The organism is Alicyclobacillus hesperidum (assembly GCF_900107035.1).
Lineage (GTDB): Bacteria > Bacillota > Bacilli > Alicyclobacillales > Alicyclobacillaceae > Alicyclobacillus > Alicyclobacillus hesperidum.
The window spans coordinates 37,601-50,385 of the sequence record NZ_FNOJ01000003.1 but is presented as its reverse complement, the minus strand read 5'-3'; the positions used below and the strand labels follow the sequence as shown (position 1 = coordinate 50,385).

General features: G+C 51.3%; 12 protein-coding genes. 10 read left to right on the top strand and 2 right to left on the bottom strand.

Annotated elements, in window-relative coordinates; genetic code table 11:
- Positions 1–4 precede the first annotated feature (4 nt).
- The 5 genes from BLU70_RS02710 (at position 5) to BLU70_RS02690 (ending at position 6,000) form a co-directional block, all read left to right on the top strand.
- Complete coding sequence (locus tag BLU70_RS02710) at positions 5–3,109, top strand: DNA polymerase III subunit alpha (protein WP_176780824.1); 3,105 nt, start codon at positions 5–7, stop codon at positions 3,107–3,109.
- A gap of 157 nt (positions 3,110–3,266) precedes the next feature.
- Positions 3,267–4,394 (top strand): phospholipase D-like domain-containing protein, encoded by a 1,128-nt coding sequence (locus BLU70_RS02705; protein WP_074691756.1) that lies wholly within the window; start codon positions 3,267–3,269, stop codon positions 4,392–4,394.
- Complete coding sequence (locus BLU70_RS02700) at positions 4,379–4,942, top strand: phosphatase PAP2 family protein (RefSeq protein WP_074691753.1); 564 nt, start codon at positions 4,379–4,381, stop codon at positions 4,940–4,942. The genes BLU70_RS02705 and BLU70_RS02700 overlap by 16 nt, the downstream gene beginning before the upstream one ends.
- 187 nt (positions 4,943–5,129) lie before the next feature.
- Positions 5,130–5,489, top strand: a complete 360-nt coding sequence (locus tag BLU70_RS02695) for a cupredoxin domain-containing protein (RefSeq protein WP_083341117.1) — start codon at positions 5,130–5,132, stop codon at positions 5,487–5,489.
- Between the two features lie 49 nt (positions 5,490–5,538).
- Positions 5,539–6,000: an OsmC family protein gene (locus BLU70_RS02690; protein ID WP_006447352.1), complete on the top strand. Its 462-nt coding sequence runs from the start codon at positions 5,539–5,541 to the stop codon at positions 5,998–6,000.
- Here the strand turns inward: BLU70_RS02690 and BLU70_RS02685 are convergent.
- Positions 5,997–6,341 carry a histidine triad nucleotide-binding protein gene (locus tag BLU70_RS02685; RefSeq protein ID WP_074691751.1) on the bottom strand — a complete coding sequence of 115 codons (345 nt, stop codon included), beginning with the start codon at positions 6,339–6,341 and terminating at the stop codon, positions 5,997–5,999. The genes BLU70_RS02690 and BLU70_RS02685 overlap by 4 nt on opposite strands.
- Positions 6,342–6,453: 112 nt before the next feature.
- On the opposite strand from BLU70_RS02685, the gene BLU70_RS02680 reads away from it, so the two are divergent.
- Both BLU70_RS02680 and BLU70_RS02675 read left to right on the top strand, forming a co-directional pair.
- A complete protein-coding gene (locus BLU70_RS02680; protein WP_244885094.1) occupies positions 6,454–7,368 on the top strand; it encodes an aminotransferase class IV in 915 nt (304 codons plus the stop codon).
- Between the two features lie 29 nt (positions 7,369–7,397).
- Positions 7,398–7,703: a MazG-like family protein gene (locus BLU70_RS02675; RefSeq protein ID WP_074691746.1), complete on the top strand. Its 306-nt coding sequence runs from the start codon at positions 7,398–7,400 to the stop codon at positions 7,701–7,703.
- A 39-nt stretch (positions 7,704–7,742) separates the two neighbouring features.
- Here the strand turns inward: BLU70_RS02675 and BLU70_RS02670 are convergent, their stop codons facing one another.
- Complete coding sequence (locus tag BLU70_RS02670; RefSeq protein WP_244885093.1) at positions 7,743–8,579, bottom strand: deoxyribonuclease IV; 837 nt, start codon at positions 8,577–8,579, stop codon at positions 7,743–7,745.
- Positions 8,580–8,807: 228 nt separating this feature from the next.
- Here BLU70_RS02670 and BLU70_RS02665 point away from each other — a divergent pair, with 228 nt between their 5' ends.
- The 3 genes from BLU70_RS02665 (at position 8,808) to yfmH (ending at position 12,769) form a co-directional block, all read left to right on the top strand.
- Positions 8,808–10,106 carry an MFS transporter gene (locus BLU70_RS02665; protein WP_074691740.1) on the top strand — a complete coding sequence of 433 codons (1,299 nt, stop codon included), beginning with the start codon at positions 8,808–8,810 and terminating at the stop codon, positions 10,104–10,106.
- 93 nt (positions 10,107–10,199) lie between these two features.
- Positions 10,200–11,483, top strand: coding sequence for an EF-P 5-aminopentanol modification-associated protein YfmF (gene yfmF, locus BLU70_RS02660; RefSeq protein ID WP_074691737.1), 1,284 nt, complete (start codon positions 10,200–10,202; stop codon positions 11,481–11,483).
- Positions 11,483–12,769 carry an EF-P 5-aminopentanol modification-associated protein YfmH gene (gene yfmH / locus BLU70_RS02655; protein ID WP_244885092.1) on the top strand — a complete coding sequence of 429 codons (1,287 nt, stop codon included), beginning with the start codon at positions 11,483–11,485 and terminating at the stop codon, positions 12,767–12,769. The genes yfmF and yfmH overlap by 1 nt, the downstream gene beginning before the upstream one ends.
- Positions 12,770–12,785: the final 16 nt, after the last annotated feature.

The window sequence follows — 12,785 nt, the reverse complement described above, 5'->3', positions numbered from 1 at the left end:
ACCTATGGTGTTTATTCATCTGCACTGCCATTCGCCGTATTCATTTCTAAGTGGCGCCTCTTCAATTGAATCACTTGTGGCACAGGCTGCACTGTACCGCATGCCAGCTCTTGCGCTCACAGATCACAACACTATCGCCGGTTTGCCGGAGTTTCATAGGTGGGCGGGGATTTATGGTATCAAACCGATCTCTGGAGCCGAACTGACCATGGAAGATGGATCACATCTCACCGTTCTTGTGGAAACCAGGCAAGGTTTTCGCCATTTATGTGAATTGCTTACCATCATGCATGCTCAAGAAGGCGGTCGTACGCAACCGCGATTGGCAGAGGCGGATTTGTTTCGATTATCCGAAGGGTTAATTGTGTTATCCGGTTGCCGCCATGGGCAATTACAACAAGCCTTGTCCAAACAGGAATATGCGCGGGCGCGCCATTGGGTCGAGCGCTATCGCGAGATATTCAGAGATCGGTTGTATTTGGAGCTTGTTGCTGACGGTTATCCTGGTTATGCATCGCGCATGCGGCTACTTTCCGAGTTATCAAGTTGTACAGGAGTCCCGTTGGTGGCTACAAGTGATGTTCATGCTGCCAATAAACAATTATTCCCTGTTTACGATGTGTTGCGTTGCATGGCACTCGGCTGTGATGTTTATACACCGCATCCAGGGCGCCCTCTCAACCGAATGGGATGGTTGCATGACGCCGACGAAGCCATCTTACGATTTGCTGGATTTCCAGAGGCGATTGCACGGACAATAGAAATTGCGGATCGCTGCACGGCTGTTTTTCCCATAGACAAAACGCTTTTTCCGACATATAGAACGGAAGATGGACGTGGCGGGTATCCATTCTTAGAACAACTCGTATTTGCGGGGGCGAGGGAACGTTATGGATGTCTCGATGGTACCACGACGGCGCGATTGCAGCATGAGTTAGATATCATTCGCGAACTGGGTTATGTCGATTACTTTCTTGTTGTCTGGGATATTGTTCGCTTCGCGAGAAGCCGCGGGATTCGCTGTGCTGGACGCGGTTCCGCGGCCGACTCTGCCGTCGCGTACTGCTTGTATATTACAGATGTTGACGCGGTGGGCAGGGGGCTGTTGTTCGAGCGCTTTATGTCGCTTGAGCGGGCGGAGCGCCCAGATATCGATATCGACTTTGCCAGCGATCGGCGCGATGAGGTAATCGACTATGTATACCACCAGTATGGGCGGGAGCGAGTGGCTCGCGTTGCAACGTATCAGACGTTTCGTGGGAGGTCGGCAGTGCGGGAAATTGGGGCTGCACTCGCGTTGCCAGAGGATCTGCTCGCCGCATTGGCCAAGCGCGTTCCTTGGTCGACACATGCCGATCAATTAGAAGATGCATTGGGACGCGTCCCGGAGCTACGGATGTTTCAAGAATATCGTGAGAGGCTCACCTGGTTGTTTGCGATCGCCCGTCACATTGCCGGATTCCCTCGTCATTTTGGCATGCACAGCGGTGGAATTGCCATCAGTAGCAGTCCTTTATTCGAAGTCACGAGTTTACAACCCTCGGCTTCAGGCCATTGGATTACACCATACGATAAGCGAATGTTGGAAGATGTAGGTCTTGTGAAACTGGATTTGCTATCGCTGCGCACCATGTCCGCTATAGAAGGGGCAATTCGCGAGAGTTCTAAATTCGGGCGGATCGATTATGACGCCATTCCACTCGAAGATGAAGCCACCTTTTCCATGATCCAACGTGGGGATACCATTGGCGTGTTCCAGCTCGAAAGTCCGGCACAGCGCGCGTTACAGGCCCGTTTAGGTGCAACGGGGCTCGAGGACATCGTGGCGAGCGTCGCGTTGATTCGTCCAGGCCCCATTCTCGGCAATATGGTCGATCCGTTTATTGCACGACGCCAGGGACGTGAACCCGTGACTTATCTTCATCCAAAACTGGAGCCCATTTTGGGGAAGACGTACGGCGTCGTGCTGTTTCAAGAGCAGGTGATTGAGATTGCCACCGCAATTGCCGGATTTACGCCAGGGGAAGCAGATGAGTTACGGCGTGTTATGAGTCATGCGCGCAATTATACTGAGATGAAAAAAATCGGCGAATTGTTCATGGAAAAGGCGTTGCAAAATGGTATTGCAGAATCGGTGGCCGCCACGATCTTTTCTTACATCCAAAGTTACGCTAGTTATGGTTTTTGCGAAGCGCACGCGGCTGCGTTTGCGACCACTGCGTACAAGACAGCGTATCTTGTCCAGCATTATCCGGCACTATTTTATGCATCCATCTTAAACCAATTGCCCATGGGGTATTATCCAGTGCACGTCATTTGTGCTGAAGCGAAGCGGCGTGGTATCCATATTCTGCCCATCGACATCAATGAAAGTATGTGGGATTGCACGGTGCCCTCAGAGTCCGAAATTCGGCTCGGGATGCGTTTAATATCAAGATTTCCTGAAACAGTGGCAACCGCTGTAAACGAGGAGCGAACCCGTGGGGGACCTTTTCGATCCGTCGTCGATTTGATTCTCCGTGTGCCACAGGCGGATCGATTGCATATTGAACATCTGGTGCGCGTCGGTGCGTTGGATCGCGTCGAGGAGGCAGATCGAAACGAATTGATTTGGCAGCTTCCACAATGGTTTGCTCAACGTCAGTCGGGAGCGCTACCCTTGATCCATTCGTCCGCGCATCTAGCGAAACAGCCACGTACGGCTATGCGGCCAGCTTCGCTCGCGCAACGCCTTGCCGATGAATACGCACTTGTCGGCGTTGGCATGAGTGGGCATTGGCTCGACTTGTATCGCTGTGATTTGCAGCAGCTTCATTACAACACCATAGCAGAAGCACTTTCCATGCCAGACGGTGAGCGTGTGATAGTCGCTGGTTTGGCGATCCGCCCTCATCGCCCGCCGACCAAAAGCGGGCGCACGGTTGTCTTTTTTACGTTGGAAGACGAAACCGGTATGTTGGATGCGACAATGTTTGAATCTGTCTATCGTACGGAGGGTGCGGTAGTATTCACGCCATATGGGCGGTTGCTTGGCGCTTCAGGTGTTATGCAAAGGCGAGGGGGAGCACGAGGACAACTTTTAGTTGAACACATCTGGGGACTCTCGTAATGGAGCCAAGGGCCAGCGTCCTGCGAGAGTCCATTTGGCGTAATATTCACTACATGATAGTGGATTTCTTATTTTGTATGTATATTCTATCGAAAACAGGTGTTGGCCTTTTTCAGGGGAATTCATCATCCATCCGTTTTGGATGGAGGGATTGTCCATGAATGAATTTCTTCGGCCCGCATGTCGCGAACTTAGTGAAGGATGTCGCGCAGAAACTTGGCATACTCGACGCATCCCGGCAAAACGACATGGGTTGGCATTAGGTATGATTTTCATCAGCCTCGGCTTAAGCGGCTGTGGCATCCTACCGTTCGGAAACAACCAAATGTTACAAGAAACGCTTCCGAAGCCTGCATACGCTCGCAACGGAATGGAACTACTGTGGGGGCCGGACATCAAGCAGAAAGCTTTGCAGATGATTCGAGCCAGTCGACGTGAGGTTCATCTCGACATCTACGAGTTATCGGATCCAGATATTCTACAAGCCCTCGCAGATGCGCATCGCCGAGGTGTAGACGTCCGTGCCGTCGTCGACAGCACCGAATCGCATTCAACCACCATAGCCGTACCCACGCTTCAAAAGGCCGGTATTCCAGTCGAGCAGATCCAGATCAAGCAGGGGATTGATCACGTCAAAATGTTAATTGCGGATCAAGATGTGCTGATCGGTGGTATGAACTACGGGCAGGACAGTTGGAATAACAATGACGCATCCGTATACCTTCCAGGCCAGAGTCAAAAATTTGAGGAGCTTTTCGAGTGGGACTTCGCACGTGCTGGCGGTCAGGTCGTAGCGACGCCGAGTTTTCCACAGCCCCTACTCGTCGATAGCCGTATCGGCGAGGCGGTGATCGATGCTATTGGGCAAGCGCATAGCGAAATCGATCTCGAAGCATTCGATTTATCGGATACTGACGTTATTTCCGCTTTACATAGCGCCCTTGCGCGCGGAGTACAGGTGTCGGTTCTTGTCGATCCTTCCCAAACTTATAACCGCAAAGCCGTATCGGAGTTGCAGAGCGCCGGCGCTTTGATACGATATTACCGTCCCTACCAGGGAGAATTGATGCACGCGAAGATCCTCGACATCGACAGTGGGCGAATTTTTATGATTGGGAGTGCCAACTTTAGTCATCAGGCTTACACGTACAACCATGAAGCAGATCTTTGGTTAACGAACGTGCCAACGTTTTCCCACGCGCTTACAGAGGATCTGCACGTCCAGCTTGCTCGAGGAACTGACTATCCGATGGCAGAGAAGGAGAGACAATGGGACGAGTCATGACCTTATGGGGGCACATTGAGCAAATTGACACGAAGGTCATGGTGTGGATCGAAGCCAAATGGGGCCGTTCTCATGCGTTTGACTCCACGATGATGGCAAGTGCCAAATACACACCGTTCATTATCCTTATGATTCTTGTCGTTGCTTCTACGGGTTTCGCTTTTCCTGGTCTGCGAATCACCGCTGTATTGAGTGTCGCTAGTGCGATTGTAGCTGCCGTCACGGTGCGAGCCTTGCACGAGCCGGTAAGTCGGCTTGTTAGTCGCCCACGACCTTTCGACAAGGAACCATGGCAGCCATTGTTATGGCATGAACCGGGTGATTCGTTTCCTAGCAATCATGCGGCCGGAGGTTTCGCACTTGCCATTGGCGCGTATCACCTTGGTCCCTATTTTCCACTATTGCTCGGTTTGGCAATTTGGCTGGCTTTCGCTCGAGTTTATTGCGGATTGCACCATATCAGTGATGTTGTCGTCGGGGCAATTGGTGGATCCACAGCAGGAATCACATGTGCATATCTGCAATGCGCATTATTTCACTTACCGTAACTCCAAGCCACCTCAATGAGTATCGCATTTACGTCAAGAGTTCGTCTGACAACAGCACGATCATCGGTTGTTGATATCGAAGCAAATGAGGCCTGTCGTGAACCCATCCGCAATTCGTATAATAGGGAATAATTTGGTCGATGATTCGTCAACCTACTTTTGACATATCAAAAGTTGGAGGAAGACGATGCAGGCATTTTATCGAACAATGCTTATGACGGCGGCTACACTAGGGGTTATGGGTTGGCTAAATGTCATGTCAGCGAGTCCCATTCACGTCACCTTGCGCGATGGACAAATCGTACCGAATGAAATTGATGTCGATAAGGGAACGACCGTACAAATTACTGTTCGGAATGAAGGAACACAGGTTCACAATTTTGTCATACCTGATTTCTACATCTTCACACAGAACCTCAATCCTGGTGAATCTGTCGACGTGTCATTTGTTCCCGACAAAACAGGGCATTTCCGATATTACTCGGATCGTCAGGGCATACCGGAACCAGGTATGCAAGGCACGATGACTGTCGATGGGGAACCGTGACGAGGCAACTGTACCGCTGATACAATAGAGTGCGGGAGGGGACGAAAGCATGGAGATGAAGGTCACGAGCAAGTGGCTTGGGCAACGCCACTTTCAAGCTGATGGGCCATCCGGCAACACCATTTATATGGATGCCCGCAAGGAAGAAGGCGGTACGGGCCAGGGCAATCGACCCATGGAACTATTGTTGATGGGATTGGTGGGGTGCACAGGTATCGATATTGCAATGATTTTAGAGCGGATGCGCGTCCCCCTCGAAGGGCTGGAAATTGAGGCTGTGGGCGAACGGCGCGAAGAATATCCTCAGGCCTTTACGCGCATTCATCTAACATATCGCATGACAGGAGAAGTGCCTGCGGCTAAGGCTTGGCGAGCCATTCGCCTCAGTGAAGAGAAGTACTGTTCCGCGATTGCATCCGTACGCGCTGAAGTGATTCCCCATCTCGTGTTGAACGATTCAGATATTCCACCTCTTGATGTGATTGGACAGGCGGACGGCCAGCCAGATTAACCTGGCGGCCATCCCAATTGTCGTCCACCCAGAACATGGTAATGTAGGTGCGGTACAGTTTGTTGACCGTGACGGCCGACATTCGTTACAACGCGGTATCCTGTTTCTGCAATCCCTGCGTTGGCAGCGATTTGAGGAATGACGGCATGTAGATGACCAAGGATTGCCGTATCCGAATCCGTCACAGATTGTGCGGACGAAATATGGCGCTTAGGGATAATCAAAATATGTATCGGCGCCTGTGGGCGAATGTCCTGAAATGCATAGACGAAATCGTCCTCATACACTTTTTGGGATGGAATTTCCCCGGCGACAATCTGGCAAAACAAGCAGTTCTCCAAAATGGCTACCCCCTTTCATCATCGTCATATATCAATTATACATCGAATCTTTCGTCATCACGATCATGCGATGGTATAATGATGAAAATCAGCGTTGGAAGAGGGATGTTGCGTGCCTATTGTTGGCTACTACAACGGTGAGTTTGTGACACCGGACAGCGGGATCGTACCATTGGACGAACGTGGACATCAGTTTGGCGATGGCGTGTATGAAGTCATTCGCTGCTATAACGGTCGTCCGTTCTTGCTTGATTGGCATCTGGATCGCCTCTGGATGAGCCTACAAGCCCTTCGCATTGTCCCTCCGTTTACAAAAGACGAATGCGCGTCATTGATTGAAAGACTCATCGCCGAGAGCAGGGAGCCAGAGTCCGCCATTTACCTTCAGGTTACACGCGGTTCGGCTGTTCGCAACCACCTGTTTCCGGAACCGACGGTCAAGGCTAACGTGAGTGCCACAGTACGACCGGTTACATCGCAAACATCCAAGGCACCGGGAACCCTCCTGATGATGGCCGATGAGCGGTGGGCGAACGCTTGGATCAAGACCATTAACTTGTTGCCCAATATCTTGGCGAAGCAGACGGCACACGATATGGGTGCAGACGAAGCGTTGCTGGTACGCGACGGAGCCATGATCGAGTCGGCAAGTTCGAACCTTTGGTTTGTTCGCGACAACCAGCTGATAACGGCTCCTGCGGATCGCTACATCTTAAATGGTATCACCCGCCGTTTTGTGATGGAGCTTGCCAACCAGTTGGGAATTGTTGTGCGCGAGAGCAAATTGCCAGTCGAAGAATTGACTAAGGTCGACGGCATATTTATTACTGGTACACTGACCGAAGTGTTTCCGATTCAACGCGTGGTGACTCACCCTGACTTGCCTTATGCCTCATTGCCTGCAGTCAAGGGTTCAGAGCCGCTTGCTGCTGATAAGTGTCAAGTGGCGTGGGAGGCACGTGATCTTTCGCTCGTCGGGCGTTTGCAATCTGCCTTTGCTGATGCCATTGCGACATTTTCAAGATGAGATGTGTGACGGACTGGGAGACGAGTTGTTTGGAACGAAAGACTATTTCACTGCCGAGATTGGGTAGGTTAACCCCAACGCTCGAATCGACAATGTTGAAAATCACAGAAGAGGTCGGCGAGCTCGCCCAGGCCATCGGCAAGTTTCGGGGCTTGTCGGGTGAGCAGGATATTAAGCCGGACGAAGAAGTCGTACGAGCCATAGTCAGCGAACTGCTGGATGTTGCACAGACGGCTACTTCCATGATGTTCGTGATCGAGGACTTATACGGAATTGACATGGAGGCTGAGATGGAAAAACACATCGAGAAGCTGAAGCAGAAAGGCTATTTGTAGGTAAAGGCCGCTTTGCGGTTTTCAAGCGGCCTTTGGCTCTCAGTTCCGGTCTAGTAAAAAATCAATTTCTTCTTTGTATTTTCCGTTTGGGGTCTCCAGAATTTGCGGGATGCCGCGCAGTTGTGGGTGGTGGACGATGCGCTTAATGGCTTCTGCGCCTAGTGTTCCTTCACCCACATTGGCATGCCGGTCCTTACGCGATCCAAATGGATTCTTCGAGTCGTTAATGTGAACCACTTTTAAACGGTCGATTCCGATCACGCGGTCAAATGCCTCAAGAAAGCCGTCGAAGTCATTCACCACATCATAACCGTAGGAATAGTTGTGGCAGGTATCGATACAGACGGCGAGTTTGTCCTGGTGTTGAACACGATCGATGATGGAAGCAATCTCCTCGAGGCTGTTCCCGACTTTCGATCCGTCGCCCGCCATCGTTTCGAGGCAGATCCACAATTTTTCATTCCCCGTGAGAATTTCATTAAGAGCGTCGGCAATCTGTTGAATTGCAAAATCTTTTCCTTCTCCCACATGTGAACCGGGGTGCATGACAATGTAGCGCAGGCCCAGATATTCAACGCGTTGGATTTCCTCGCGCAGTACGTCGATGCCGTAGCTTCGTGTTTCAGTTTTTGGACTTGCGAGATTTACCAAATACGACAGGTGTACGACCGGATCGACAATGCTATGGCGTTGCATCAGCAGAACGGCTTCATCGCGATGAAATTGTTCAATTGGACGGGCTTTTCCACCGCGGTTGCTCCGCGTGTAAATCATAAATGTATTCGCCCCGTACGAAATGGTCTCCTCGACCGCAGCCAGCAATCCTGTTTTTGCGATGGATACGTTCGCACCGAGCAGGATATCGTCGTAGTTCATCTGATTCTGTGTCCCTCCGCATTTTACCTGTGTCGCATCCATCGTAACACAGGCGATTGTCCATCTGCATGCGGTGCCTCACATCATTCCACTGGGTTTGACTCATACTACAACTCCGCAGGCAGCGTGTTGCTGTCGTTAACAAATTCGCGTAGACCACAACTCGTGCCACAGTCCGTGTCGCGGGCGTCCGGAAGACGCAGATGTGCCGCAGCAAGGGGGATTGCCATGCATCGCCAGCCGTTTTCACTGCCGACCATGGCTTGGTGGCTGCTCGTCGTCAGCGGCTTCTTTCATTTGTCCATCGGCTTGTCCAACACATTCGTCAACATCTTTCTCTTTAAGGTCGACCACTCGTTTGCCGCCATTGCATGGTATAACTTATTGGTATTCATATCTTTGCCATTTACATTTGTGCTCGCTGCATGGATGTCGCGCAAGACGTCGACGGCGATGGCATTGCGGATCGGTATCATTCTACATGCCGTTTTTTACGCCGTTACCTTGATGGTTGGTGAGCAAGCCGCGCATATTCCCGAATTGCTTGGTCTTTTGACAGGTGTTGCGGAGGGTTTCTACTGGCTCGCATTTGATGTTTTAAGTATCGAGTATACCGACAAAAAGGGGCACGAACCGTTTTTCGGGATTTTTGGCGTGCTGACCTCGGTTGCCAACGTTGTTGCGCCGCCAGTTGCTGGTCTTTTAATCAGCCGTGAGGACGCATTTTTTGGCGGTCTTACGGGATATCACGTGGTGTTTGGCATTTCGTTCGTCTTATTCATCGCGGCAACTTTGCTAAGCTTCCGCCTACATAGCCAGGCGCTTCCAGACCTGCGATTGTTGTCAGGTTTTCGCGCTTTACAACGACGGCCTTGGCGCAGAATTTTAATTGCCTCGTCGTTGTACGGTATCCGTGAAGGCGTGTTTATGTTCTTGATTGGATTGCTTGTCTATGTTGCGACAGGCAGTGAAATGAAGTTAGGTGAGTTTTTGCTGTTACAGGGAGCCTTGTCGTTTGCCGCATTTTTCTTTGCTGGTCGCTTCTCGGGGCGTTTTCGTTGGCGATTGCTCGTTGCCGGTGCCATTGGTATGGCTTGTGCCGCTTGTCTGTTTTTATTGCCGATCCGCCCTTGGACCATCATTTTGTACGGTTGCGTCACTTCGGCAACGTTGCCGTTTTTCCTGGTGCCGCTGCAGGGTTACGTTTATGATGCGATGGATGATATCGCGGGGCACGATGTGCCAAGCACGACGCACATCGTTGTGCGCGAGTGGTTTGAAAATGCCGGACGGATCGTTGGGACCATTCTATTTATTTCCATTTGTCGCCATTCATCACCACAGGCTGTTCGAGGGTTAAGCATCTTATCGTTTGGTCTTGGCTTGGTGCAATTGGCGACGGTGGCCCTGGTCTGGCAGGTAGAACGACGCGTGTTCCGGCGGCGTTCTGGCACGTTTGCTGCCTCGCTTGGCGAAGATGAACAGAGTGAATCGCTGGCGAAACGACGGGCGCGGCCGACTTCCTAGTTGCTTATAGGCATAGACGTGCACTGTTTTCGTCATGCAAGACGTTCCAGTGGGGTATAATACGGAAGATGAGCGGGCGATGGGAGTGATTGTGTGGAGTCGTTTCAAACGCTATCCGCTGGGCGTTGCCACGTACACATACTGCCTCATGCCGGATTTCGTACCAAAGAAGTAAGCATACGTCTACATGTTCGCATGGATAGACAGCACGTGACCCCTTATGCGTTATTGCCACATATGTGGATGAATGGCACCGATAAGTTGCCTTCGACCCGCAGCTTGACGACTGCATGCGATAATCTTTACGGAGCCAGCGTGCGAACCTCGCTAGGCAAGCGTGGAGGATATCATATCCTTGAGCTTAGTGCAAGTATTCCGGACGTTTCGTTTGTCGCGGAAGACTCCTTGGTAGAACGAGCGCTCGATCTGCTTTGTGATGTGCTCTTTGATCACACTGAGGGACATGGCTGCTTTGATGATGCTCTTGTACGTCGGGAACTCGACTTGCACCGTCGGCGAATCGAAGCGGCGCGCGATGAAAAAATGAGCTTCGCCTTGCAGCGATGCTTTTCCATCGCCTGTGAAGGTACACCGGCGGCACTGCCGCGCCTCGGCTTTGTGGAGGATTTACCAAAACTAAACGCCAGTCAATTGTTCGGAGCCTATGAAGAACTCTTGCAAAATGCCGAAGCGCACGCTTATATTGTGGGTCCGTTCGACGACCTGCACTCGGTTGGAGCGGCACTGTTGCAACGGTTGACCGAAAAAATGATAGGTGGATCGGCAGTGCCTATCGAACGGGAAGTGCTTCCACGACCGGAGAGCCGTTCTGTTCGCGAGGTCACCGAGTATGATGACATCCATCAAAGTCAACTCGATCTCGCATATATAACCGGTATTGGTTACGCAGACCCAGAGTATCCAGCGCTATTGATGATGAATGGTGTGTTCGGCGGTTTTGCACACTCCAAACTGTTCATTCATGTTCGCGAGCGTCATTCTCTGGCCTACACTGTCTGGTCGCACGTAGATCAGGTAACAGGAATGCTCGCGGTGATGACAGGCATTAGCCCAGAAAAGCGTGAACAGGCTTTGACCATCATCGAACAACAACTGAACGATCTGCGCGACGGGAAAATTGCCGACGAGGAGTTAAAATACACATACCGAAGTCTGCGCAATCAACATACCGTCTTGTTGGATCAACCGGCGGCACTTGCGAATTGGCACCATCAAGGGATTATGTGTGGACGCCAGCGTGACATCAATGAACTTTTGACCGATCTCGAACGCGTCACGCGCGATGATATTACAAAAGTCGCACAGGCTATTGCAATGAGCACGTTGTACTTCCTCACGCGAAAGGATGAGGCATGATGAGCAAGCAGGCCGATCTCCTTAAGCTTACGGTTACAGAACACAAGCTCGCCAACGGCCTTGAGGTCTGCCTCATGCCAAAACCAAACTTTCACCAGACATTTGCCATGTTTGCGACCAAATACGGCTCTATAGACAATGAGTTTGTCATAGACGGCAAACGGCGTCGGGTGCCGGACGGTATCGCTCATTTTCTGGAACACAAGATGTTTGAGGACGAGCATGTCGACGTCTTCGCCCAGTTCGCCGCGCATGGCGCCTCCGTCAATGCGTTTACGACCTTTGACGAGACGGCGTACTATTTCTCCTGTACCTCCGACGTCAAGGACAATCTGAACATCTTGCTTGATTTTGTTCAGCGAATTTATCTAACAGACGAGAACGTCGAAAAAGAAAAAGGCATTATCGCGCAAGAAATCCGTATGGGGGATGATAACCCGGATCGGCGTGCGTTTATGGAATTGTTGGCAGCCATGTATCAGGAACATCCCGTCAGGATTGACATTGCGGGCAGTGTAGAGTCGATTTACGAAATTACAAAGTCCGATTTGCTCGATTGCTATAGCACGTTTTATCATCCGTCGAACATGGTTCTCGTCGTTGTCGGTGGATTCGATGCTAAGGAAATGCTGGAGTGGATCGAGCAGAATCAATCGCAGAAGACGTTTGGTAAGGCACCGGTCATCGAACGAGTCTATCCGTCGGAGCCAGAAAAGCCAGGGTCGCCTCGACACGAAGTTCGTCTAAACGTCACGCAGCCCCGTTGCCTGATCGGCTGGAAAGAGCCACATGGAACATCCAACGGGCGGGATTTGCTGCATCAAGAGATGTTGACGGGTGTGTTGCTCGATGTTTTATTTGGGAAGACGAGTTCTATTTACACAGAGCTACTGGATGCAGGGCTCATCGACAAAGGATTTTCGTGGGAATATGAACTGACCGAGCATTACGGCTATACAGTGGTGGGAGGGAATTCACCCGATCCGTATGCGTTGGCAGATCGGATCGCTCGCTACGTGTCTCATATCCGCAACAGGGGCATCGACGCGGATGCTTTTGAACGCGCACGCAAAAAGGCGATTGGTCGATTTATTATGAGTCTTGATCAAAACGCGTACTTGGCAAAGACGTACCTCACCTATCGCCTGCGCGGTGCTTCATTTTTAGATACGGTAGACGCATTGACGAGTTTGTCCTTGGCGGACGCCAACCGGCGGCTCGACGAACATTTGCGCGAGGAAAGTCGCGTCGTAAGCCTCATTCTCTCCAACCAGGCGACGGGTTAAGTCGCCTGGTTGCAGG

What these genes read in the sequence shown, in the direction of transcription:
- BLU70_RS02710 (WP_176780824.1), top strand. Translation starts at nt 5, where the DNA reads ATGGTGTTTATTCATCTGCACTGCCATTCGCCGTATTCATTTCTAAGT.
- BLU70_RS02705 (WP_074691756.1), top strand. Translation starts at nt 3,267, where the DNA reads ATGAATGAATTTCTTCGGCCCGCATGTCGCGAACTTAGTGAAGGATGT.
- BLU70_RS02700 (WP_074691753.1), top strand. Translation starts at nt 4,379, where the DNA reads ATGGGACGAGTCATGACCTTATGGGGGCACATTGAGCAAATTGACACG.
- BLU70_RS02695 (WP_083341117.1), top strand. Translation starts at nt 5,130, where the DNA reads ATGCAGGCATTTTATCGAACAATGCTTATGACGGCGGCTACACTAGGG.
- BLU70_RS02690 (WP_006447352.1), top strand. Translation starts at nt 5,539, where the DNA reads ATGGAGATGAAGGTCACGAGCAAGTGGCTTGGGCAACGCCACTTTCAA.
- BLU70_RS02670 (WP_244885093.1), bottom strand. Translation starts at nt 8,579, where the DNA reads ATGAACTACGACGATATCCTGCTCGGTGCGAACGTATCCATCGCAAAA.
- BLU70_RS02665 (WP_074691740.1), top strand. Translation starts at nt 8,808, where the DNA reads ATGCATCGCCAGCCGTTTTCACTGCCGACCATGGCTTGGTGGCTGCTC.
- yfmH (WP_244885092.1), top strand. Translation starts at nt 11,483, where the DNA reads ATGAGCAAGCAGGCCGATCTCCTTAAGCTTACGGTTACAGAACACAAG.